The sequence below is a fragment of the Streptomyces sp. NPDC002276 genome (genome assembly GCF_053891435.1).
In genome coordinates, this window is sequence record NZ_JBSFCQ010000009.1 from 138,313 (window position 1) to 161,269 (window position 22,957).

Genomic DNA, 22,957 nt, shown 5'->3' on the forward strand with positions numbered 1-22,957 from the left:
GTGGGGTGCGGGGTGCGGGGTACTCCGCGAAAAAGTGTGACACTTCCGGGCAGAAGTGACACACTTTTTTGGAGGGGTACCCCCGCCGGGGCATCGACCCCGCCCCGCGGCGAAGGTAGGTTCGAGTGCGATGACCGCGACTCCCGCCGCCCTGCCCACCCTTCTCGTCCTGGACGCCGACCCGCTCCCCCGCCTCGGAAAGCTCACCGGCCGGGTGCGCGTGAAGCACGCCGACGCGTCGACACTCGCGGAGCAACTGCCGTCCGCCGACGTCCTGTTGGTGTGGGACTTCGCCTCGCGCGCGGTGCGCTCCGCCTGGCCGGGCGAGGGCCCGCGCCCGCGCTGGGTGCACACCGCGAGCGCGGGCGTGGACCACCTGATGTGCCCCGAACTCGCCGACTCCGGCACGGTGGTGACGAACGCGCGCGGGATCTTCGACGATCCGATCGCCGAGTACGTCGCCGCCCTCGTCCTCGCGATGGCCAAGGACCTGCCGAGGACACTGGACCTCCAGCGCGAGCGGACCTGGCGGCACCGCGAGGCGCAGCGGGTGGCCGGAACCCGGGCCTGTGTGGTCGGCTCCGGGCCGATCGGGCGGGCGATCGTCCGCGTTCTCAAGGCACTTGGCGTGACGACCGCGCTCGTGGGCCGCACCCCGCGCACCGGGATCCACGGCCCCGGCGAACTCGACCGTTTGATGGCCCGCGCCGACTGGGTGGTCTCGGCGGCCCCGCTCACCGACGAGACACGGGGCATGTTCGACGCCCGCCGGTTCGGCTGTATGCAGCCCTCGGCCCGTTTCATCAACGTGGGACGCGGACAGCTCGTCGTGGAGAACGCGCTCGCGGAGGCACTCACCAAGCACTGGATCGCGGGCGCCGCGCTGGACGTCTTCGAGACCGAACCCCTCACCCCGGACAGCCCGTTGTGGCAGGTCCCGGGGCTGATCGTCTCCCCGCACATGAGCGGCGACACGGTCGGCTGGCGGGACGAACTCGGCGCGCAGTTCGTGGAGTTGTACGAGCGCTGGGCGGCGGGCAAACCGCTGCGGAACGTGGTCGACAAGAAGCGTGGGTACGTACCGGGTCACTGAACTCCCAAGCCTGGAGGGCCGGATGACGACCGAACTCACCGAGCTGACCGCCGTGGAACTCCTGGACGGCTACCGCAGACGGGAGTTCAGCCCCGTGGAGGCGACCCGCGCGACCCTGGAGCGGGCCGAGGAGATCCAGCCCGTCGTGAACGCGTTCGTACGGCTCGACACGGAGGGCGCGTTGGCGCGGGCGGCCGAGTCGACGGAGCGCTGGCGGCGCGGCGAGCCGTCGGGGCTGGTGGACGGGGTGCCGGTCACCGTGAAGGACATCCTGCTCCAGCGCGGCGCTCCGACCCTGCGCGGCTCCAAGACCATCGCGGAACAAGGCCGTTGGGACGAGGACGCGCCCTCGGTGGCCCGACTCCGCGAACACGGCGCGGTGTTCATCGGCAAGACCACGACCCCGGAGTTCGGCTGGAAGGGCGTCACCGACTCCCCGCTGTCCGGCACCACCCGCAACCCGCACGACCCCTCGCGCACGTCCGGCGGTTCAAGTGGCGGGAGCGCGGCGGCCGTTGCCCTCGGCGCGGGCCCGCTGTCGCTGGGCACGGACGGCGGCGGCAGCGTCCGTATCCCCGCGTCCTTCTGCGGGATCCTCGGACTGAAGCCGACGTACGGCAGGGTGCCGCTGTACCCGGCGAGCGCGTTCGGCACGCTGTCGCACGTCGGCCCGATGACCCGGGACGCGGCGGACGCGGCGCTGCTGCTGGACGTGATCGGCGTCCCGGACGCCCGCGACTGGTCGGGCCTGGACCGCCCGTCGGGATCCTTCACGGAGGTGCTCGCGCATGGCATCAAGGGCCTGCGGATCGCGTACTCCCCGTCCCTCGGCGGCCAGGTCGCGGTCCGTCCGGCGGTCGCGGCGGCGGTACGGCGGGGCGTGGAGCGGCTGGCCGCGCTCGGCGCGTACGTCGAGGAGACCGACCCCGACTTCACGGACCCGGTGGACGCCTTCCACACCCTGTGGTCCAGCGGGGCGGCCCACGTGACGCGGAAACTCGCCGCTCGGCAAAGGGAGTTGCTCGACCCGGGACTGCGGGAGATCTCCGCCGCGGGGTCCCGCCTCTCCGCGCTGGACTATCTGGCGGCGGTGGACGTCCGCGCGGAACTCGGCCGCCGCATGGGCCTGTTCCACGAGCGCTACGACCTCCTCGTCACGCCGACCCTCCCCATCACCGCGTTCGAGGCGGGAGCCGAGGTCCCGAAGGGTTCCGGGTACCGCCGCTGGACCGGCTGGACCCCGTTCACGTACCCCTTCAACCTGACCCAGCAGCCCGCCGCCACCGTCCCCGTGGGGAGCGACGGGGACGGGCTGCCGATCGGGATGCAGATCGTGGCGGCCCGGCACCGGGACGACCTGGTGCTGCGGGCGGCGCACGCGCTGTTCGGAATCCGGGGCGCATAACCCGTTTGCGATCGGGTAGCCGCGCGGCCATGGCTCCACCACATGGGAACGACAGACACACACCCGGTCCTACGCCGGGTCACACCCGTCGGGCACTGCTCGCCGGGGTGGCGGCGGCCGGTGCGCTGGGCGCGGTCGGCTGTAGCCGCGTGGCCACCGCGTCGGCCGCGGGCGGCGGCGATCTCCTCGACCGGCTGAAGGCGCAGGGCGTCGTACGGCTGGGGATAGCGGGGGAGATCCCGTTCGGGTACATCGACAAGGACGGCCAACTGACCGGTGAGGCACCGCAGTTGGCGAAAGCAATCTTCAAGCGGCTCGGCGTCGACAGGGTGCAGCCCGTGCCCACCGAGTTCGGCTCGCTCATCCCGGGGCTGAACTCTCAGCAGTTCGACGTCGTCGCCGCCGGGATGTATGTGACCCCGGAACGCTGTGAGCAGGTCATCTTCGCCGACCCGGACTACCAGGTGCTCGACTCCTTCGTCGTCCGCAAGGGCAATCCGAAGGGGCTGCACGACTACAAGGACGTCGTCGCGAAGAGGGCGAGGTTCGCCACCGGCACCGGGTACGCGCAGATCCAGCACGCCGTCGACGCCGGGTACGAGCAGGGCGACATCCTGATCGTCCCGGACCAGGTCGCCGGGCTGAACGCCGTGGAGGCAGGGCGAGTCGACGTCTTCGCCGGTACGGCGCTCACCACCCGCGCGGTCGTGCGGAAGTCGGCGAAGGCCGAGTCGACCCGGCCCTTCGCACCGCTCGTCGACGGGAGACCGCGGATCGACGGGGGCGCGTTCGCGTTCCGGCCGACCGAGACGAAGCTGCGCGACGCCTTCAACGTCGAGCTGCACAAGCTCAAGAAGAGCGGGGAACTGTTCCGCGTCCTGCGGCCCTTCGGGTTCACCGAGGCCGAGATGACGGACCTCACCGCGAAGGAGCTCTGCGGCGCATGACCTCAGGACTCTGGGAACTCGTCCTCAAGGGGATCTGGACCACCGTCCAACTCCTCGTCCTCAGCGCGCTGTTGGCGACCGCCGTGTCGTTCGTCGTCGGCGTCGCCCGCACCCACCGGCTGTGGGTCGTCCGCTTCCTCGCCGGTTTCTACACCGAGGTGTTCCGCGGCACCTCCGCCCTCGTCATGATCTTCTGGGTGTTCTTCGTGCTGCCGGTCGCCTTCGGCTGGCAGCTCGTCCCGCTGTGGGCGGGCACCCTCGCACTCGGGCTGACCTACGGCGCGTACGGCTCGGAGATCGTGCGCGGGGCGCTCGGAGCGGTCGACCCGGCGCAGCAGGAGGGCGGGGTCGCGCTGAGCTTCACGCCCTGGCAGCGGATGCGGCTGATCCTGCTGCCGCAGGCGGTGCCGGAGATGATCCCGCCCTTCTGCAACCTGCTGATCGAACTGCTCAAGGGCACCGCCCTGGTGTCGGTGATGGGCATGGGCGATCTGACCTTCAGCGCCAACCTGGTGCGGCTCGCGCTCCAGCAGAGCGCGGAGATCTACACGTACATCCTGCTGATCTACTTCGTGATCGCCTTCACCCTCACCCGGCTGATGCGCGGGCTGGAGAAGCGGCTGAGGGCCGGGATCGGCATCGGAGGTGAGGTCGCGTGAACTGGGACTGGAACGCCGTGGGCGACTTCATGCCGTACTTCTGGGACGGCCTGAAAGTCACCCTTCGCATCCTGCTTCTCGGGTCGTTGCTCTCGTTCGGGCTCGGGCTGGTGTGGGCGCTGCTGATGCGGGCCCCGACTCGCTGGGTGCGCTGGCCGGTCGGGGCCGTCACCGAGTTCGTGCGGGACACCCCGCTGCTGGTGCAGCTGTTCTTCCTCTTCTACGTGCTGCCGGAGTGGGGGCTGACCCTCTCCGCGCTGACCACCGGTGTCCTCGCGATCGGGCTGCACTACTCGACGTACACGATGCAGGTCTACCGCGCCGGTATCGAGGCGGTGCCCGCCGGCCAGTGGGAGGCGGCGACCGCGCTGAATCTGCCGGTGCGCCGGACCTGGACGGCCGTGATCCTGCCGCAGGCGATCCGCCGGGTGGTCCCTGCGCTGGGCAACTACGTGATCGCGATGCTCAAGGACACCCCGATCCTGATGGTGATCACCGTGCTCGAACTGATGGGCCGGGCCCGGCTGTTCTCCCAGGAGCACTACCAGTTCACCGAGCCCGTCACCGTGATCGGGGTCGCCTTCGTCCTCGTCTCCTACCCCGCCTCTCTGCTGATCCGAGCCCTGGAGCGACGCCTTGTCCACTGACACTCCCCTGATGAACGATCCCGACGCGGGCGCCAACCCCCCGGTGGACGGCGGCGAGTTGATCCGCCTGGACCACGTCACGAAGCGCTTCGGGTCCAACACCGTCCTCGACAACCTCGACTTCTCCGTCGAGTCCGGCAGGCACGTCACCCTGATCGGGCCCTCCGGTTCGGGCAAGACCACGATCCTGCGACTGCTGATGACCCTGACCGAGCCGGACGAGGGGACGATCACCGTCGACGGGGAGCGGCTCTTCCCCGCGCCCGAGAAGCGGGTCCGCGAGATCCGCAAGAAGATCGGGATGGTGTTCCAGCAGTTCAACCTGTTCCCGAACATGACCGTGCTGCGCAACATCACCGAGGCACCGGTCACCGTCCTGGGCCTGCCCAAGGACGAAGCGGAAGCGCGCGCCCTGGAGTTGCTGGACCTGGTCGGCCTCGCCGACAAGACCGGCGCCCGCCCGACCCAGCTGTCCGGCGGCCAGCAGCAGCGCGTGGCGATCGCGCGGGCGCTGGCGATGCGCCCGCGGGTGCTGCTCCTGGACGAAGTGACCTCCGCACTGGACCCGGAGCTGGTCGCGGGCGTGCTCGACGTGCTCAGGGACATCGCCCGCACCACCGACATCACCATGCTCTGTGTGACCCACGAGATGAATTTCGCCCGGGACATCTCGGACCAGGTCCTGATGTTCGACGCGGGCAAGGTCATCGAATCGGGCCCGCCGGAGCGGATCTTCGGCGATCCGGAACATCGGCGGACCCGGGAATTTCTCGGCGCGATTCTTTGACGTTCGTTCAACTACGCCAAGTGAACAACCGAACACCCAAGGTCTACGCCACGTGGCGTGCCGTAGGCATATGCCAAAGGTCCCGCGCCCCAGTTGGGAGGGCATGAGCAGGGCCACAATCTCGCCAACAGCCGCTCCACATCGGCCGTTTGACAGCTATCGTGGAGAGGATTCGCTGTCCGGTATCACGGCCCAAAAAGCGAGCGCAGGGAGAAACACCGTGGCGCTGATGCACGAGCCGACCGCTCCCTACCACTCGGTACAGGACGCACTGCGCATCCTGGAGACCGTCGCGGGACACACCACCGGTGTCACCGACACCGAACTGGCCCGCCGCACCGGCCTCGGCGTCGAGCGCCTGACCATACTGCTGCGGACCCTGCGCCGCGAGGGCTACGTCGAGCAGCTCACCGACGGCGCCTACGTCACCGGCGAGGCCCTGGGCCGGCTCGGCTCCGCGGCCGGCCGCGACCAGGCGGTGCGCGCACAGATCCAGCGGACCCTGGACCGGCTGCGCGACTCCCTGGGCGCGGCGGTCTACGTCAGCCGGTACGTCGACGGCGAGGTCACGATCACCCAGTACGCGGCCGGGCCCACCACCCCGGCGGTCAACGAGTGGGTCGACTTCCGCGTCTCCGCGCACGCGACCGCGCTCGGCAAGAGCCTGCTGGGCCAGCTCGACCACAACGGCCGCCGCGACCACCTCTCCCGGCACAAGATGGCCCGCCTCACCTCGCGCACCATCACCAGCGACAAGCTGCTGCTCTCCCGCCTGGAGACCCAGCCGCCGACCGTTCCCCACCTCGACCTCCAGGAGTACGCGGTGGGCACGGTCTGCGCGGCCGTCCCGATCACGGCCGGTTCCTCGGTGGGCTGCCTGGCCCTGTCCCTCCCGGTCGAACACGCCCACCGCCTCCGCCAGGCGGCGGACACCCTGAACCGCGAAGCGGGCCCTGTACTGCTGTCCCTCGCGATCTAGGGCCTGTCCCGGACCTGGTCCGGAGCACCCCTCCGGACCAGGTAGTATTTTCTCGTCGCCCTCCGCGAGACTCAGATCCAGCGGAAGGCGTGAGTCATGCGCCGCTAGCTCAGTTGGTTAGAGCAGCTGACTCTTAATCAGCGGGTCCGGGGTTCGAGTCCCTGGCGGCGCACTGTGAGTGACCAAGGGCATCCTTCTTCGGAAGGGTGCCCTTGGTCGTTCGTCAGATGACGGACATCGTGACCGCCAGCAGCGCGCCCAGCGCCACAAGCGTCAGCCCCGGCACCCAGAACAGCTTCACGAAGCGCCGGTCGTCGGACAGATCGAGGTCGGCGATGTCCGCGAGCGTTCCCGTTCTGGCCCGGTCCGGCTTCCTCCGGTCGTACACCACCGGTACGACGGTGCCCACCGGCCCGCGGGGTGCCACCCCGACCTCGATGAAGTGGGGCTGCCGACTCCTGGACGGGGCCTCGGGCAGGAGGACGAGGTAGTAGACGCGATGCCCGCTGCTGATCCACTCCTGGAGTGTGGAGACGGCCTCACCCTGGACTCCGTGCCGTTTCAGATTCCGCAGCTTCAGAAACTTGACGAGACCGCCGGAGTTCGCGAAGCACATCAGCGCCCCGATGACCATGACGATGATTCCCACGGCCGCGAAGTCGCTCATCGAGTCCCCCTCCTCGAAGCACCCGACCACGGTGCTTCGAGGATTCAACCGGCAAGGACCTCATAGATCAACCAAGGGCCGACATCCTCAGCCGGTCCGGCCGGTCCGGCCGGTCCCCACTGCTACGACGGCGTCCTGCGGAGTGAGCCGTCGATAGGCCGCCTCCCCCGGTGGCCGCCACCACACCGGATCGGCGCACCGGATCCCCTCCCGCCGCAGCCCCGCCCGGTGGATCTTGTTGGTCGCCGTGACCGGCATCCGCCGTACCACCCGTACGAAGCGGGGTGCCATCTTCGTCCCCAAGTCCGGCTGGGCGAGCAGGAATTCGGCGAAGCCGCGCGGGTCGAAGTGCCCGGCGACGGTGGCCATGACCTGGTCGCCGGTGACCGGGTCCGGTACCGCGTAGACCGCCACGGCGTCGGCGCCCTCGTAGCGGGCGAGGATGTTCTCGATCATCGCGGCGGCGAGGTTCTCGCTGTCGACGCGGAGGCGGTCGTCGGTGCGGCCGGCGAAGTAGAGGTAACCGTCGGTGTCCCGGTAGAAGAGGTCACCGGTCCAGTACCAGCCCTCCCGGCGCCGCTCCGCGTCCGCCTCCGGGTTGCGCCAGTACCCCTCGAAGGGGTTGGCGGCTCGGTTCACCAACTCCCCTATCGCCTCTTCCCCGTTGAGCAGCCGTCCGGCCGAGTCGAAGACCGCGGGCGGGCACTCCGCCCGCGTCCCCGGATCGAGTACGGCGAGCCCGGGCGCCGCCCTCCCGACCGCCCCGGACGGTGTCCCCGGCGACCACTGCACCGCCGCCCCGCCCTCCGAGGACCCGTACCCCTCCACCAGCCGCACCCCGAACCGCCGCTCGAACGCCGCCGCGTCCACCGCCCCCGCCTCCGTGCCGAAGCCCATCCGCAGCGGGTTGTCCCGGTCGCCGGGGCGTTCTTCCGTGGCCAGGATGTACTGCACGGCCCGGCCGACGTAGGTGAAGTACGTGGCCCCGTACGCCCGTACGTCGTCCAGGAACCGGGACGCCGAGAACCGGCGGCGCAGCGCCACGCCCGCCCCGGCCGCCAGCGCCGGTGCCCAGTCGGCGATCACCGCGTTGCCGTGGAACATCGGCATGCAGATGTAGTGCACATCGTCAGGGAGGACCCCGAAGCTGCCGACGAGGGAGCTTCCGGCGGCGGCCAGGCGGCCCTGGGTGCAGATCGCGGCCTTCGGGGCGCCGGTGGAACCGGAGGTGAAGTAGAGCAGGACGCGGTCGTCGGGGGTGGCCCGCGTGAAGGTGTCCGGTTTCGCGTCCGCGTAGGGCGCGAGGAGGTCGTCGTAGGCCTGAGTGTCCGTCACCAGCAGCTGTACGCCCGGGAGTTCGAGGCCGTCGAGGAGCGGGAGGTGGGTGCGCTCGGTGACCAGGATCCGGCATTCGGTGTGCAGGATGTCGCGGGCCAGCTCGGGGCCGCGGCGGGTGGGGTTGATGCCGGCGACGGCCGCTCCCGCGAGGGCCGCCGCGCTCAACCACAGGGGATATTCGGGGGTGTTGTCGAGCAGCACGCCGACATGGGGTGCGGTGCCGGGTGGCAGGAGGTCGGTGAGGAGCGCCGCCCTGGCCGCGGCACCGGCCGCCACCTCGTGGTGGGTGAGCACCCGTTCCTCGCACCACAGCCCCGGGCGGTGGTCGTCCCACCGTGCCTGTACGAGTTCCGCGACGGTACGCCTCCTGGACTCCATGGGAGGGCACGGTAGTTGACGTACCGTCAGATGTGGAGGGGCTACGGGGTCATGAAGTCGCCGGCCGCCGGGGACGCCTCGTGGGTCACGATGATGAACCCGATGCAGAAGGCGATGAACGCACCGAAGAACACCAGCGCGAGGCCTGTCCCCAGCATGAGCTTCCCGCGGGCCGGAGCCTCGGCGGTGGCCCGCTCGGGGTGATCGGCCGCGTAGTACACGGTGACGAAGTCGCCCTCCACCACCGTCCCCGACCCGCCCCGCTCCTCGAACCGGACGGCACGGCCCTCACGGGTCGTGAACTCGTAGACATGGTTCAGCCTCGTCGTCACCGAGGTGTCCCCGATGCCGCCGCTGGTCGTCGTGTACGTCCGCAGACAGCGGGCTTCGGCGGTGAGACCGCTGTTCCAGGCCCTGCTCGTCGTCAGCGCGCGGCGGATCACCGCGACCGCGCCGCACAGCACCACCACGATGATGAGCACAGGTATGACGTAGAACAGCGCTTCCATGGTGTCCCCCGAGGTCAGGTACCGCTTGATGGAGGGAACCTACCCCCGGGGAACACCGGACTGTCTCAAGCAATGCTCAGAACGTGACGTCCGAGCAGGAGTAGAACGCGTTGGTCGTGTCCGCGATCGTCCACACCGCGACGATCACATGGTGGCCGGAGAGACCGGACGGGAGCGTGCCGGTGTGGGAGATGGTGGACGACGAGGGGCGCTGGCCGTTGTAGGGGACGGTGAGGAACGGGGTGGTGTTGAGGTCCGAGCGGGCCAGGTTGTGGTTCTGGTTCCAACCCGCCTTGGTGACGTAGTACTTGAAGTCCGTCGTGGCGTGGATCGCCGTGAACTGCCAGCGGAACGTGTACGACTGACCACCCGTCACCTTGGTCGTCGGCCACGCGGCGCCCGACGGGGTCTTCGGCGCGCTGAGCTGTGCGAAGCGGCTCAGGCCGCCGTTGCAGATCTGGCCGTCGGCGGGACCGGCGGCCGGGAAGCCCTTGGGGCCCTCGACGCTCTGCGGCTCGTACTGGATGTCACCGCAGTTCGTCACCGTGCCGTTGGCACAGAGCTTCTGCCTGCTGATGGGGAGGTCGGTGTAGCCGTGGCTGCTCGCGGCCCCGGACGAGAGCACGACGGCCCCGGCCGTGGTGAGCCCGAGCACGCCCGCGTACCACTTGGTCTTTTTGCGCATGCTGCCGCTCCAGGAGAACGTGTGGGGAGTTCCGTGAGCCGTGCAGGTCTAGACCAAGTCCCAGATTATTACCGCTACTTGACTGTGTCCATACCAGTCACGGGCTCGCTTCCCCCCGCCCCGAGCAGAACGCGACCGTCAAGTCCTTGACCAGCGCCTTGCGTTCGTAGTCGTCCAGCTCCACCAGGCCACGCATGGTCAGCCGGGTCACGGTGTCCTCCACCGAGTCGACCACCGAGGTGAGCATCGTCGCCCGCTGCTGCGCGTCCAGCGTGGCGATACGGCGACGGGTCATCGCGGCGGCCACCTCCGGGGCGTACTCGACGCGCAGCGGCCGCACCGAGAACACCTCGATGCCGACCGGCGCCGCGTCCGCAGCGACCAGCCGGGTCAGCGCGTCGACGGCGAGGTCGGCCGCGCCCTTCGCGCCACCGCCCGACGGCTCCACCGGCACCCGGGTCAGCGCCGCCTCCACACACTCGCGCAGATACGTCTCGTGGTCCTCGACCCCGAGCGTGGCCCGCGCGGTGTCCCGCACCCGCCACACCACGAGCACGGCGACCCGCAGCGCGACCCCGTTCGCGTCGGCGGCCGGCATCGGCTCGCTGCGCCAGTGCCGCAGCCGTACGTCGACCCGGCGGCGCAGCAGCAGCGGGTTGACCCACATCAGCCCGGTGCGCCGGACCGTCCCCCGGTACCGCCCGAACAGACCGAGCACCCAGGCCCCTCCGGTACGGCCCCGGGCAAGACCGCCGAAGCCGAACAGCCCGAGCGCGCCGGCCCCCGCGTACGCCGCCCACTGCGCGGGACCGAGTCCGGCACCGGCGTGGACCGGCAGCCGTAGCGCGTCGGCCGCGAGCGGGGGCAGGACGCCCGCCCACCACGAGGCGGCGAGACAGCCGGCGAGTCCGCAGGAACCGGCGAGTACGCCCGCCGTGCCGGGCAGCACCCGGGCCGGCCGCTCCACCAGCTCGGGGTCGACCTCCGGTGCCGGGCGCGGCTTGGCCGGAAGGGGGCGACGGAAGCGCGGCTGTTCGCCGGTGCCCTGCCTGCGCCCTACGACGGCGGGTCTGAGCGGCAGCGACACCGGGTCGGGGTCGTCGCGGAACAGCAGGTGGACGGGGATCTCGGTGGTCGCCTCGTTCTGGATGAGCCGCGCGGGCCGGGTCTGCCCCTCGGGCGGTCCCGCGGGTTCCTCGTTCTCGGGCGTCTGTGAAGTGGTCGTCGTACTCATGCGTGCCTCCAGCCTCCGCGCCAGATACGCCATGACAGTTCTTGGGTTTTCGGACCTACGAGAAGAGGCGGCGCCAGGTCTCCGGCCCCGGGTAGCCGTCCGCCGCGCCGCCGCGCCAGCCCTGGGCGCGCTGGAAGGCCTCGACGTTGCGCCGGTCCGGCTCGCCCCAGCGCGGTCCCGGGCCCGTCGTGTAGTACTTGCCGAAGCCCTTCTTGACCAGCTGCTTTCCGAGTTCGGTGACGTACTTGTTGGTCGCTCCCGGACGGAACACGCCCCGGCCGGGATACCCGGGGGCGCCGTGCGAGGCGGCCGGGGCAGCGGGCGGGCCCGTCGCTCCGGACGGCCCCGCCGCTCCCACGAACGCCCCGCCGATGTTCTTGCCCTTCCCCGTGACCAGCAGTTCCCAGGTCAGCGGTCCCGGCAGACCGTCCGCGTCCGCGCCGGTCCAGCCCTGGGCCTGCTGGAACGCCTGGGTGGCCAGCAGGTCCGCGTCCGACCAGACCGGGCCGGGACCCGCCGCGTAGTAGGCGCCGGCGCCACGGGCGACGAGCATCTTGCCCAGCTGGGTGACGTACTTGTTGTTGGCGCCGGGGCCGAAATACGCCGCTCCCGGGTACGCCGTCTTCGGCGTGACCGCGCCGGCCGGGGTCACCGGGGGCACCGCGGGCTTCGAAGGCGCCGGGGGCTTCGGGTTGACCTCCGCCGCGCTCAGGGTCAGGCCCTTGTAGCGGTAGGGGACGTAGTTGGCGGAGTGGCTCCAGTACGCATACGGCGTGGACTGGCGCCGGGCGTGCGAGGGAGTCTCCTCCAGGGCGATGTAGTAGGTGTGCGTGTAGTCGGTCCAGCCGCCGAAGATGACGACGTGGGAGCCCTTCTCGGGATTCTCCGGATTGTGGAACAGCAGAATGTCGCCGGGCTGAAGTTCCTCCTTGGAAATACGTGTCCCGTACTGGTCGAGGCTGCCGGTCCATTCGTTCCCCGGCAGCCCCCAGGCCATCGAGACGAACCCCGAGCAGTCCTGCCGGTAACCGTCCGACCAGTATTCGTTCATGCTGTACGGCACCTCGGCCGTGATCCAGGTCTTGGCCCGGTTGATGATCTCGGCCCGGGTGGTCGCGGGCGCCTTGAGGACACCGGCCGGCTTCGCCGGTGTCCCGCTCGGGCCGTGCAGCGGGGCCTTGCCGCCCTGCGGGGTCGCGGGTTCGTCACCCGCGTCACCTGCGGGGACGCCGGGGCGGGCCGGGGTGTGGGGGGCGGCGAGGGCCGGTACGGCGTGCCCTGCGGCGAGGGTCGCGGACGCGGCGGCGGCCACCACCAGGACTCGTTGGGCGGTGGGGCGACCGCCGGTTCGGACGGTCGGGGAATGCGGCAGGGCGCGCCGCCGGTGAACGCATTCCGGGCAATCGCAATCGCTCGCGGGATCGAATTCCTCGAATACCGGAGTCTCCATGCGATGCCCCTCACACTCCAGGTGGATATTTCCGCGCTCGTGCACGTGCGCCAGTTTCTCAACTGTCTTCCGGACTCGCATGTTGACGGTCCGAATGATGTACAAGGGCCCACCCGGGAGCCTGCGGGGGTGGTCGGGAGCACCCCCGTGCGTCCGGTAGAGTTATGCAGGTCAGCAGGCGCCGCTAGCTCAGTTGGTTAGAGCAGCTGACTCTTAATCAGCGGGTCCGGGGTTCGAGTCCCTGGCGGCGCACAGACAGCGAGGCCCTCCGCACTGCGGGGGGCCTTTTGCATGGGCGGAGGGAAGATCCGCGCGGGCACGGAGGCAACCGCAGGGGCAGCCGCGCGGCCGGAACATCCGTGCGGGCGGAACACAGCTCTCCCCCCGTTTGGCCGGTTACCCTCTCGCCATGGCAGCCCGTGACCTTCAGGAGCGGATCAAGAAGCTCATCCTCGACCGTCGGCTGCCCTCGGGGGCGCCGCTGCCGACCGAGCCCGAGCTGATGGTGTTCCTCGGCGCGAGCCGGAACTCGGTGCGCGAGGCGCTCAAGGCCCTCCAGGCGATGGGGATCGTCGAGATCCGGCACGGGTTCGGGACGTACGTCGGCCCGATGTCGCTCGCGCCGATGGTCGAGGGTCTCGCGTTCCGTACCGTCGTCGGGCACTACCGCGGCGAGGACAGCCTGCTCCAGCTGCTCGAACTGCGGGAGGCGGTCGAGTCGGGGCTCGTCGCCCGGCTCGCGGGGCGGTTGCCCGAGCGGGATCTCCTCGAACTCGACGCGCTGGTACGGCGGATGGAGCGGGAGGCGGCCGAGGGAGTCGGCCTCGCGGCCACCGACCGCGCCTTTCACGCCACGCTCTACCGGGGACTGGACAACGCGCTGCTGAGCGAGGTCCTGGAGGCCTTCTGGGACGCCTTCCACCGCGTCCGCGCCGATCTCGCCACCGGCCCGCAGGACCCCGAGGTCACCTGCCGCCAGCACCGGGAGATCCTCGACGCGGTCCGGTCCGGGGATGCGAAGCGCGCCGAGATGGCGATAAGGGAACACTTCGACAACGTGCGCACGAGACTGTCCACAACGACTCCGCCTGATCCCCACACACACCCCAATGAACGCGTATGACCGGTAAACACCGCGTTTCGTGTCTTGCGATCAAGATGAGCACCGTAGAACCCTGGTTTTGAAGATGCTGTCGGTACACGGCAGTTGAGGGGGTACGGAACCGGTTGCGCGGTTTCGCGGGGAGGAGGGGCCCCGCCCGGGAACAGATGTCGGAGGGGGCATCGCGCAACCGGACGGTCGCAGTCACATGTCTTTGTGAGTGGACTGTGTGGTGACTGTGGCCACCACTGACACGCCCGTCGAGGGTCGAGGGGGACCCTGCCGGGCGGCCGCGACAAACAGACACGCGCGTTTCCGCGTGTGGGGGGATGACTCATGACGTCGACGCCGACGGGCGCCCGACAGGGCTTCGACCCGTCACAAACCACCGAACTCAGAGTCCCGGGACACCGGACCGGCAGTTTCCGCCGGATCAAGAACACACTTCCGAGATACGACTACGAGCACTACAGCCGCCTTGCGGGACCCCTCACGCAGCCCGCCCCGGACCGGCCGTACAAGGTCCAGTACCGGTCGCTGCTGTCGCAGGAGACGCACCGCGTCCGCGCCGCGCTCATGCTGGGCGCGGCGCCGCTGCTCTCCCTGATCCTGCTGGGCTGGCTGCTCCAGCCGGGGCACTGGACCCAACGCGACTATCCCGCCTACGACTTCCTGCCCGCGCTGGACATCGTGATGCTGGTCGCGATCGGTCTGATCGAGTTCTTCCGCTGCATGAACGTGCTGTCCAACGCGCACGCCACGCTGGTCGCCCGCGACCCGATCCCGGTGGTCCCGGAGACCGGCACGAGAGTCGCGTTCATCACGACGTTCGTGCCCGGCAAGGAGCCCCTGGAGATGGTCACCAAGACCTTGGAGGCGGCCGTACGGCTGCGCCACCGGGGGCTTCTGCACGTGTGGCTGCTCGACGAGGGCGACGACCCCGAGGTCAAGGCGGTGTGCGGGCGGCTCGGCGTACATCACTTCTCCCGCAAGGGAGTCGAGAAGTGGAACCAGCCCAAGGGGCCCAACCGCGCGAAGACCAAGCACGGCAACTACAACGCCTGGCTTGAGGCGCACGGCGACGAGTACGACTACTTCGCCTCCGTCGACACCGACCACGTGCCGCTGCCCAACTACCTGGAGCGGATGCTCGGTTTCTTCCGCGACCCGGACGTCGGCTTCGTCATCGGCCCCCAGGTGTACGGCAATTACGACACCCCGGTCACCAAGGCCGCCGAGTCGCAGCAGTTCCTCTTCCACGCCCTGATCCAGCGGGCCGGCAACCGCTACGGCTCACCGATGTTCGTCGGGACCTCGAATGCCGTACGGATCAAGGCACTTCAGCAGATCGGCGGGCTGTACGACTCGATCACCGAGGACATGGCCACCGGCTTCGAGATGCACCGGGCCAAGAACCCGGCCACCGGGAAGAAGTGGAAGTCGGTCTACACGCCCGACGTGCTCGCGGTCGGCGAAGGCCCCAGCGCCTGGACGGACTTCTTCACGCAGCAGCTGCGGTGGTCGCGCGGGACGTACGAGACGATCCTCAAGCAGTACTGGAAGGGCTTCTTCTCGATGCCTCCGGGCAAGCTCTTCAACTACACCATGATGATCATCTTCTACCCGATGTCGGCCCTCAACTGGATACTGGCCGCGCTGAGTTGTGCCCTGTTCCTGGGCATGGGCGCCTCGGGTGTGAACATCGACCCGACGATGTGGCTGATGCTCTACGGCAACGCGTCCGCGCTCCAGATCGGCCTCTACATCTGGAACCGGCGGCACAACGTCTCCCCGCACGAACCGGAGGGGTCGGGCGGGGTCGCCGGCATGGTGATGTCCGCGCTGTCGGCGCCGATATACGCGCGCTCGCTGTTCGACGCCGTACTGCGCAGGAAGAGCAAGTTCGTGGTGACGCCGAAGGGCGACTCGGCCAGCCCCGACACGCTGTTCGGGACGTTCCGGGTCCATTGGTTCTTCATCCTGATCTTCGGCGGCTCGCTGATGGCCGGCTTCGAGAACGGGCACTCCCACCCCGCGATGATCACCTGGGCCACGTTCGCCCTGCTGATCACCGCCTCGCCGATCCTGGCCTGGCGGTACATGCTGCGCCAGGAGAAGAAGCGGCCGCCCGTCGTCGCCGCCCCCACCGTCCCGCAGCAGAAGCCCAGTTGGGCGGCGGCGGGCAACAGCGAGCAGACCATGCAGATCGTGCTCGGCGGGACGGGGGGCCGTAAGGAATGAAGGAAGCCGGCCGGCGCCGTGCCCGTCGACTCGCGATCAGCACGGTGGTCGTCATCGCCCTGGCCGGGATGAACGGGCCCTGGCTGTACAGATTCGGCACCGAGAGATACCACCAGTACGTCATCAACAAGCCCGAGTACAAAGCCGACAACGGGCACTGGGACATCATCCAGTTCCCGAAGAAGTACCGGCAGGACACCATCCACGCGGCGCTGCTGCGTACCGGCAAGGTGCTGCTCATCGCCGGGTCGGGCAACAACCAGGACAACTTCGACGCGAAGAAGTTCGACACCCGGATCTGGGATCCGGTCAAGGGCACCATCAAGAAAGTGCCCACCCCCGCCGACCTGTTCTGCACCGGGCACACCCAACTCGCCAACGGCAACCTGCTGATCGCGGGCGGCACCCAGAAGTACGAGAAGCTGAAGGGGGATGTGAAGAAGGCCGGGGGCGTGATGATTCTCTACAACGAGAACCCCGACAAGCCGATGACCCTGCCCCGGGGCACGAAGTTCACCGGCAAGGCGAACGGCAAGTCCTTCCTCTCCACGGACTCCGTCATCGTCCCGCGCGCGGTCAAGGTGTTCGACAAGAAGACCGGCAAGTTCCTGCGGAACAACCCCGGTTACGCCCGGGTCGTCGTCGAGGCGCCCAAGGAGGGCACCCAGTACGAGACCGGCACCCAGGACAACTACCGCATCCAGGGGCTGACCGGCGCCGACGAGCGCAACACGTACGGCATCGGGAACAAGTTCGGGCTCGACAAGCGGGACTTCGAGGGGATCAAGAACGCGTACGAGTTCGATCCGGTCGCCGAGAAGTACATCAAGGTCGATCCGATGAACGAGGCACGCTGGTATCCGACGCTGACGACGCTGTCGGACGGAAAGGTGCTCAGCGTCTCCGGGCTCGACGACATCGGGCAGTTGGTGCCGGGGAAGAACGAGGTCTTCGATCCGGCGACGAAGAAGTGGACGTACACGAAGACGAAGCGACAGTTCCCGACCTATCCGGCGCTGTTCCTGACGGAGAACGGGAAGCTGTTCTACTCGGGGTCGAACGCGGGGTACGGGCCGGACAACGTGGGCCGCGATCCCGGGATTTGGGACGTCGACACGAATCAGTTCACGAAGATTCCGGGGCTGAGCGATCCGAACATGATGGAGACCTCGGCGACCGTGCTGCTCGCTCCGGCGCAGGACGAGAAGTACATGGTGATCGGGGGCGGGGGTGTCGGCGAGTCGAAGCTGTCGACGAACAAGACGCGGCTGGTCGATCTGAAGGACGCCGACCCGAAGTTCGTGGACGGGCCCTCGCTGGAGAAGGGCACGCGGTATCCGCAGACGTCGATCCTGCCCGACGACACCGTGCTGGTGTCGGGCGGTTCCGAGGACTATCGGGGGCGCGGCGACTCCGACATCCTTCAGGCCCGGCTGTACCACCCCGACACGAACACCTTCGACAAGGTCGCCGATCCGCTGGTGGGGCGGAACTACCACTCCGGGTCGATCCTGCTGCCGGACGGGCGGGTGATGTTCTTCGGGTCCAACTCGTTGTACGCGGACAAGGCGAACACGAAGCCGGGGGTCTTCGAGCAGCGGATCGAGATCTATACGCCGCCGTATCTGTACCGGGATTCCCGGCCGGACATTTCCGGGGGGCCGGCGAGCATCGCGCGGGGTTCGTCGGGGACGTTCACCTCGCAGCACGCTTCCTCGATCAAGAAGGTGCGGTTGATTCGGCCCAGTGCGTCCACGCATGTCACCGATGTGGATCAGCGGTCCATCGCGCTGGACTTCAAGACGGCCGGGAACAAGATCACAGTGACTGTGCCCAAGGACAAGAACCTGGTGCAGTCCGGGTGGTACATGCTGTTCGTGGATGACGATCTGGGGACGCCGAGCAAGGCGGTGTGGGTCGAAGTGCCCTGATCACCTGCTCGACTTCGCGAGGGCCAGTGCGTAACTCGCCCACCACTGGCCCGCCTTCGGGCCGCCCTTGCACTCGCCGTCCGACTCCCCCGGGCGTTTGATCCACAAGTAGGCGTCCACCAAGGGGTCCGCCGTCTTCGTGGTCGGGGTTTCGCCCAGGGACCTGCCCGGGGGGTTGCACCAGTTCTCGTCCTCGTCGCCTGCCGTATACGGTCCGTTGCCGTTGCGGCTGGTGTCGATGACGAAGTGTTTGGCGTCCACCTTGGCCGAGAGCTGTTTGCCGTACGCGATGGAGTCTTCCGTGGAGTAGAAGTTGGAGACGTTCACCGCGAAGCCGTCGGCCTTGGCGATGCCCGCTCGCTGGAGGGGCTGGTAGATCTCGTCGGGGTGGCCCCAGCCCGCGTTCCCGGCGTCCAGGTAGACCTTCGTGTGCTTGAGGGACTTGAGCTTGGTGATGGCGTAGTCCAGGAGGTCGTAGCGCTCGTCCTGGAACTGGGCGGGTGTGCAGCCGTCCACCAGGTGGAGCAGGGCGTCCGGTTCGAGGATCACCGTGGCGGAACGGTCGGCGATGCCCTGGGCCACCGCGTCGATCCAGGCGCGGTAGGCGTCGCCGTCGCCCGCGCCGCCCTGGGAGTACTGGCCGCAGTCGCGGTGCGGGATGTTGTAGAGGACGAGGAGCGCGGTGCGGCCGGCCTGGTCGGCGGCCTCGGTGAAGCCCTGCGCCTCCGCCTTCGGGTTCTCCGGGCCGATCCACTCGCCGGTCGGCTGTTCGGCGATCTTCCTGATCTGTTCGGCGTCGGCGGCCTTGCCCGCCTTGGTGTAGGCGGCGAACTGCCGGGCCGCGTTGGTGTCCGGGTTGACCCAGATCGGGTCGGCGCCGCCGGGCTGTTGGGTGATCTTCGCTCCCGCGTCGGGTTCCTTGTCCCCGCCCCCCGAGGAACAGCCCACGAGGAGCAGTGCCGCCCCCAGGACCAGTGCCGACGCCCGCGTGCCGAAGGGAACCGGGGTCCCCTGGCTGCCGTACATCCAACTCCCCCTTGGCTGTACCGATCCAAGGCTCAATCGTGACATACGTGGCGTGCCGCCCACGAGAACGCCCGGGATGTTGTCGGCCGGTTGTTACAGCACGGCCGCGTTGGGTAGGCGCCCGGTCCCAGGGCGCAGGGGAAGGTGGCCGTCATGCACCGAATCAACCGAGAGGGCCGACTCGCCGCGACTGTCCGACCACTGCGTGGAGTTGCTGTCCGCGTGGACGGCCGGGGTGATGCTGATCGACGGCGGGGAGGCCGTGTCACTGGCCGGGAGCAGTCATCGGGAGGCGGTGGCGCTCGATCTGCTGGCGGCCCAGCACGGTGGCGGGCCCCTGTCTGGAGAGCTACGGCTCCGGGCGCGTCGTGGCGCCGGTGTCGATCGGGGTGGCCCATTCCGCCGCCCGGTGGCCGGAGTTCACCGAGCGGGCGCCGCGGCACGGGATCGTGGCGACCTTCGCGGTGTCGGTGCGCCGCCGGGACACGCTGCTCGGCGCGCTCAACGTGTTCGTGGCGACGCTGCCCAACGGCGGTCCGGACGGCGGCCGTTCGGAGCTGCTGGTGGCGCAGGCGCTGGCCGACGCGGCGGGCCTGGGGCTTCAGAACCAGCGCGCGTACGCCCAATACCGGTCCCTGGCCGGGCAGTTGCAGGAGGCGTTGTCGAGCCGGATACGGATCGAACGCCGTTGCGCGCGGCGGTGTCGGCTGCCGCTGGATCGGGTGGCGCGGTCGGTGATCGAACGGGGCGTGGACGGCGCCGAGTTGAGGGGTCCGTAGCAGCGTAGGTCACCAGTGCATATGACAGGGAGCTACCACACATGAACATGGCGTCATTCGCCCTCTAGGCCCGGGCGCTCATTCGTTCTACAGTCGACTCCAACGGCCCCAGCCCCCGGCCGGTGCGCACCCTCCACCACGGTGTTTTCCCAAGCCTCCCGCGTAGTTCGCCGGGTTACTCCCGCAGCCCGGGCACGCGCGGTCGAGGACCAGCCCGGTCGGCGGCTTCGGGGGGAGCGGGTCGTCGGCCGGGCCAGGTACCGTCAGAAACCGGTTCCGGTGAGGTACGCGGACACGATGACGTTCGCCGTGTAGCTGCGGTCGGCGCGGTCGAAGGTGCCGCCGCAGGTGATGAGGCGGAGTTCGGCGCGGCCCGACTGCCTTGTGCCGTAGGCCTGTTGGGCGTCGAAGTGGGCGCGGGTCAGCACGCGTACGTCATCGACGGTGAACCGGGCGACCTTGCCGTCGTCGCGGACGACGCGGATGGTGCGGCCCGGGCGCAGGGTGCTGAGCTTGTAGAAGACGGCGGGCCGGGTCTCGGTGTCGACGTGCCCGACCATCAGCGCGGTACCGACGGCGCCCGGCCGCACCCCGCCGCCGTACCAACCGACCACACCGGCCTGGTCGAACGACGGTGGGTCGATCGCGCCCCGCGCGTCGAGTCCGCGGTTCACGACCGGTGCCTGTACGGCCAGGTCGGGGATGTCGATGCGCTGCGGCAGGGCGTTGCCCAACGGCTTCGCGGCGGGCGGCAGTTCGGCCTCGGGGGGCCGTCCGACCGCGGCCACGTCGCCGGTGGTCGGCGCGGATATGCCCTGCCGTATGTCGGTCAGGTCCTGGCCCCACAGCCAGAGCCCGAGCAGCAGCATGGCCCAGGCCACCCCGGTGAGCAGCCGTCCGGTGCCGGTGGAGCGCTCGTGCTCGGCGGGCCGGTCGTGATCGAACATGGCCGGTCAGTCCGTCCGGCTGGGCGTCGCGGGGCAGGCGGGACTTTGCGGACACGGCCTACGGCTCCTGCGGGCGCTGCGCAGCGCCACGGCCGTCGCGGCGACACCGGCCAGCAGCAGTCCGACCACCGCGTGCACGGTGCCGGGACCGGCCGCGCGGGCGTCCACGGCGGCGAGGTGCGCGGTGCCGCCACCGCCCGCGTGGACGGGGGCGACGGGGGAGGCGGGGGGCTGGGACGAGGGGGATCCCGATCCATTCGCTACGACCTTGATCGCGCCCTTCACCGTCACGCTCCCGCAGGTGATCTTCACGTCGTAGCTGCCCGGTTCCAGCGCGGAGCGGACCTGCGTCTCGCCGGCGAGGGTGCCTGCCGTGCCGACGAGTTTCGCGTCGGCGACGAACGCGTCCGACGCCGCCGAGCCCGTCGTACCGGAGCAGCCGCTGATTCTGAGCGCTACGTCGGCGCCGGGGGCGGGGGACGCGGGGGTCACCGAGACCGTGCCTCCGTCCGCCGCGTAGGCCGTCGGGGTGAGCGCCGCCAGGACCGCGACACTTGCACAGAGAGTGACTTTCAGTGAGCCCATCGTGAACCTCCAGATAACTGGAGACTCCTCCTGGTCACCCGGTCGCGCATCCCTGGCGGGGCCCGATTGCTCCGTATGGGGGAGGTGACATCTGGAGTGCATAGCATGGTCGCCATGACAGAGCGCAAGCCCATCGAATCGTGGCTCACCGACATGGACGGGGTGTTGATGCACGAGGGCGTCCCGGTTCCCGGCGCCGACGCGTTCATCAAGAAGCTGCGGGAGACCGGGCGTCCGTTCCTGGTCCTCACCAACAACTCGATCTACACCGCGCGCGACCTGCACGCCCGGCTGAACCGGATCGGCCTCGAAGTGCCGGTGGAGAACATCTGGACCTCGGCCCTGGCCACCGCCGCCTTCCTGGACAACCAGCACCCGGGCGGCACCGCCTACGTCATCGGCGAGGCCGGTCTGACGACGGCGCTGCACGACGCCGGTTACGTGCTGACCGACTCGGACCCCGACTTCGTGATCCTGGGCGAGACCCGGACCTACTCCTTCGAGGCGCTGACCAAGGCGATCCGGCTGATCAACGACGGGGCCCGGTTCATCGCCACCAACCCCGACAACACCGGCCCCTCCCCCGACGGCGCGCTCCCCGCGACCGGTTCGGTCGCCGCGCTGATCACCAAGGCCACCGGCAAGGAGCCGTACTTCGTCGGCAAGCCGAACCCTCTGATGATGCGCAGCGCGCTGAACACGATCGGCGCGCACTCGGAGACGAGCGCCATGATCGGCGACCGGATGGACACCGATGTGCTGGCCGGGCTTGAGGCCGGGATGACGACCTTCCTGGTGCTGACCGGTCTGACGACCAGGGCCGACCTCGACCGTTATCCCTACCGCCCGACGAAGGTCGTGGACTCCATCGCGGACATCGTCGACCTCGTCTGAGGCTCCGACCGGGCGAGCAGCGCGGGCAGTTCGGCGACCGAAGCGAGGACGTGCGTCGCGCCCGCGCCGTTCAGCGCGTCCCGCCGGTGTGCCCCCGTGAGCACACCGGCGACCACGCCCGCCCCGGCGCGGACGCCGCTGAGCATGTCGTACGAGGTGTCGCCGACGACCGCCACCTGTCCTACGGCGTCCGCGGCGGCCGTCCGCAGGAACGCGGTGAGGACCATGTCCGGGTACGGGCGTCCCCGGCCCCCGGCGTCGGCGGGGCACAGGGTGAGGTGCGCGAGGTCCTGCCAGCCGAGGGCGGCCAGGATCGCGTCCTGGGTGGGGCGGGCGAAGCCGGTCGTCAACACCACTGTGCGGCCTTGGGACTTGAGGGTCTCGATGGTCTCGCGGGCGCCGGGGAGGGCGGTGACCCGGCCGCCGTCGACGAGGTCGGCGTAGGCCGACTCGAAGGCCCTGTTGGCCTGTTGGGCCTTCGCTTCCTCGCCGAACAGGTGCCGGAAGACGGCGATCTTGGACTCGCCCATGGTGGCGCGGACGTGGTCCAGCATCGTGGCGGGTTCCACGCCCAGGTGTCGGGCGGCGGCGGTGAAGGCCTCTTCGACGAGGCCGTCGTCGGCGACGGTGGTGCCGGCCATGTCGAGGACGACGAGGCTGATGTGCTGGTTCAT

The 22,957-nt window shown here is 69.5% G+C and carries 22 protein-coding genes and 2 tRNA genes; 14 read left to right on the forward strand and 10 right to left on the reverse strand.

The features are described 5' to 3' along the window. Nucleotides 1–130: 130 nt before the first annotated feature. The 8 genes from ACWIHT_RS23635 (at nt 131) to ACWIHT_RS23670 (ending at nt 6,689) form a co-directional block, all read left to right on the forward strand. Nucleotides 131–1,093: a D-2-hydroxyacid dehydrogenase gene (locus tag ACWIHT_RS23635; protein ID WP_456170185.1), complete on the forward strand. Its 963-nt coding sequence runs from the start codon at nt 131–133 to the stop codon at nt 1,091–1,093. A gap of 22 nt (nt 1,094–1,115) precedes the next feature. Beyond that, nucleotides 1,116–2,498: an amidase gene (locus ACWIHT_RS23640; protein WP_456170186.1), complete on the forward strand. Its 1,383-nt coding sequence runs from the start codon at nt 1,116–1,118 to the stop codon at nt 2,496–2,498. Nucleotides 2,499–2,527: 29 nt separating this feature from the next. Beyond that, entirely contained in the window at nt 2,528–3,445 is a 918-nt protein-coding gene (gene ehuB / locus ACWIHT_RS23645) for an ectoine/hydroxyectoine ABC transporter substrate-binding protein EhuB (protein WP_456170187.1), read from the forward strand. Then, complete coding sequence (ehuC, locus tag ACWIHT_RS23650) at nt 3,442–4,104, forward strand: ectoine/hydroxyectoine ABC transporter permease subunit EhuC (protein ID WP_456170189.1); 663 nt, start codon at nt 3,442–3,444, stop codon at nt 4,102–4,104. Before ehuB ends, ehuC begins: the two co-directional genes overlap by 4 nt. Further along, nucleotides 4,101–4,751, forward strand: coding sequence for an ectoine/hydroxyectoine ABC transporter permease subunit EhuD (ehuD, locus tag ACWIHT_RS23655; RefSeq protein ID WP_456170190.1), 651 nt, complete (start codon nt 4,101–4,103; stop codon nt 4,749–4,751). Before ehuC ends, ehuD begins: the two co-directional genes overlap by 4 nt. A gap of 10 nt (nt 4,752–4,761) precedes the next feature. Further along, nucleotides 4,762–5,538: an ectoine/hydroxyectoine ABC transporter ATP-binding protein EhuA gene (gene ehuA / locus ACWIHT_RS23660; RefSeq protein ID WP_456170192.1), complete on the forward strand. Its 777-nt coding sequence runs from the start codon at nt 4,762–4,764 to the stop codon at nt 5,536–5,538. 220 nt (nt 5,539–5,758) lie between these two features. Next, the gene (locus ACWIHT_RS23665) at nt 5,759–6,517 is read left to right on the forward strand and encodes an IclR family transcriptional regulator (RefSeq protein WP_456170194.1); all 759 of its coding nucleotides are present in this window, start codon (nt 5,759–5,761) and stop codon (nt 6,515–6,517) included. Between the two features lie 98 nt (nt 6,518–6,615). After that, nucleotides 6,616–6,689: transfer RNA gene (locus ACWIHT_RS23670), tRNA-Lys, on the forward strand. Between the two features lie 51 nt (nt 6,690–6,740). Here ACWIHT_RS23670 and ACWIHT_RS23675 read toward each other — a convergent pair. The 6 genes from ACWIHT_RS23675 to ACWIHT_RS23700 form a co-directional block, all read right to left on the reverse strand. Further along, nucleotides 6,741–7,184, reverse strand: coding sequence for a hypothetical protein (locus ACWIHT_RS23675; RefSeq protein ID WP_456170195.1), 444 nt, complete (start codon nt 7,182–7,184; stop codon nt 6,741–6,743). Nucleotides 7,185–7,271: 87 nt separating this feature from the next. Beyond that, entirely contained in the window at nt 7,272–8,900 is a 1,629-nt protein-coding gene (locus ACWIHT_RS23680) for a long-chain-fatty-acid--CoA ligase (protein WP_456170196.1), read from the reverse strand. A gap of 41 nt (nt 8,901–8,941) precedes the next feature. Next, a complete protein-coding gene (locus ACWIHT_RS23685) occupies nt 8,942–9,409 on the reverse strand; it encodes a hypothetical protein (RefSeq protein ID WP_456170197.1) in 468 nt (155 codons plus the stop codon). A 76-nt stretch (nt 9,410–9,485) separates the two neighbouring features. After that, complete coding sequence (locus tag ACWIHT_RS23690; RefSeq protein WP_456170199.1) at nt 9,486–10,094, reverse strand: lytic polysaccharide monooxygenase auxiliary activity family 9 protein; 609 nt, start codon at nt 10,092–10,094, stop codon at nt 9,486–9,488. A gap of 97 nt (nt 10,095–10,191) precedes the next feature. After that, complete coding sequence (locus ACWIHT_RS23695; RefSeq protein ID WP_456170200.1) at nt 10,192–11,328, reverse strand: SPFH domain-containing protein; 1,137 nt, start codon at nt 11,326–11,328, stop codon at nt 10,192–10,194. A 55-nt stretch (nt 11,329–11,383) separates the two neighbouring features. Further along, a complete protein-coding gene (locus ACWIHT_RS23700) occupies nt 11,384–12,778 on the reverse strand; it encodes a peptidoglycan-binding protein (RefSeq protein ID WP_456170201.1) in 1,395 nt (464 codons plus the stop codon). Nucleotides 12,779–12,956: 178 nt separating this feature from the next. Here ACWIHT_RS23700 and ACWIHT_RS23705 point away from each other — a divergent pair. The 4 genes from ACWIHT_RS23705 (at nt 12,957) to glxA (ending at nt 18,052) form a co-directional block, all read left to right on the forward strand. Next, nucleotides 12,957–13,030, forward strand: a tRNA-Lys gene (locus tag ACWIHT_RS23705). A gap of 157 nt (nt 13,031–13,187) precedes the next feature. After that, nucleotides 13,188–13,901, forward strand: a complete 714-nt coding sequence (locus ACWIHT_RS23710) for a FadR/GntR family transcriptional regulator (RefSeq protein ID WP_456170202.1) — start codon at nt 13,188–13,190, stop codon at nt 13,899–13,901. Nucleotides 13,902–14,216: 315 nt separating this feature from the next. Beyond that, the gene (locus tag ACWIHT_RS23715) at nt 14,217–16,121 is read left to right on the forward strand and encodes a glycosyltransferase family 2 protein (RefSeq protein ID WP_456170203.1); all 1,905 of its coding nucleotides are present in this window, start codon (nt 14,217–14,219) and stop codon (nt 16,119–16,121) included. Further along, nucleotides 16,118–18,052, forward strand: coding sequence for a radical copper oxidase GlxA (glxA, locus tag ACWIHT_RS23720; protein ID WP_456170204.1), 1,935 nt, complete (start codon nt 16,118–16,120; stop codon nt 18,050–18,052). Before ACWIHT_RS23715 ends, glxA begins: the two co-directional genes overlap by 4 nt. Here the strand turns inward: glxA and ACWIHT_RS23725 are convergent, their stop codons facing one another. Continuing rightward, nucleotides 18,053–19,078 (reverse strand): glycoside hydrolase family 6 protein, encoded by a 1,026-nt coding sequence (locus ACWIHT_RS23725; RefSeq protein ID WP_456170205.1) that lies wholly within the window; start codon nt 19,076–19,078, stop codon nt 18,053–18,055. It abuts the gene before it with no gap. A gap of 326 nt (nt 19,079–19,404) precedes the next feature. Between ACWIHT_RS23725 and ACWIHT_RS23730 the strand changes: the two genes are divergently transcribed. Beyond that, nucleotides 19,405–19,857 (forward strand): hypothetical protein, encoded by a 453-nt coding sequence (locus ACWIHT_RS23730; protein ID WP_456170206.1) that lies wholly within the window; start codon nt 19,405–19,407, stop codon nt 19,855–19,857. 263 nt (nt 19,858–20,120) lie between these two features. Here ACWIHT_RS23730 and ACWIHT_RS23735 read toward each other — a convergent pair whose 3' ends face one another. Together ACWIHT_RS23735 and ACWIHT_RS23740 are read right to left on the reverse strand one after the other, a co-directional pair. Further along, nucleotides 20,121–20,804, reverse strand: coding sequence for a class F sortase (locus ACWIHT_RS23735; protein WP_456170207.1), 684 nt, complete (start codon nt 20,802–20,804; stop codon nt 20,121–20,123). Nucleotides 20,805–20,810: 6 nt separating this feature from the next. Beyond that, complete coding sequence (locus ACWIHT_RS23740; protein ID WP_456170208.1) at nt 20,811–21,389, reverse strand: hypothetical protein; 579 nt, start codon at nt 21,387–21,389, stop codon at nt 20,811–20,813. 114 nt (nt 21,390–21,503) lie between these two features. Here ACWIHT_RS23740 and ACWIHT_RS23745 point away from each other — a divergent pair, with 114 nt between their 5' ends. Next, nucleotides 21,504–22,283: an HAD-IIA family hydrolase gene (locus tag ACWIHT_RS23745; protein ID WP_456170209.1), complete on the forward strand. Its 780-nt coding sequence runs from the start codon at nt 21,504–21,506 to the stop codon at nt 22,281–22,283. On the opposite strand, the gene ACWIHT_RS23750 is transcribed toward ACWIHT_RS23745, so the two are convergent. Further along, nucleotides 22,229–22,957 carry a phosphonatase-like hydrolase gene (locus tag ACWIHT_RS23750; RefSeq protein WP_456170210.1) on the reverse strand — a complete coding sequence of 243 codons (729 nt, stop codon included), beginning with the start codon at nt 22,955–22,957 and terminating at the stop codon, nt 22,229–22,231. The two genes, ACWIHT_RS23745 and ACWIHT_RS23750, sit on opposite strands and share 55 nt — an antisense overlap.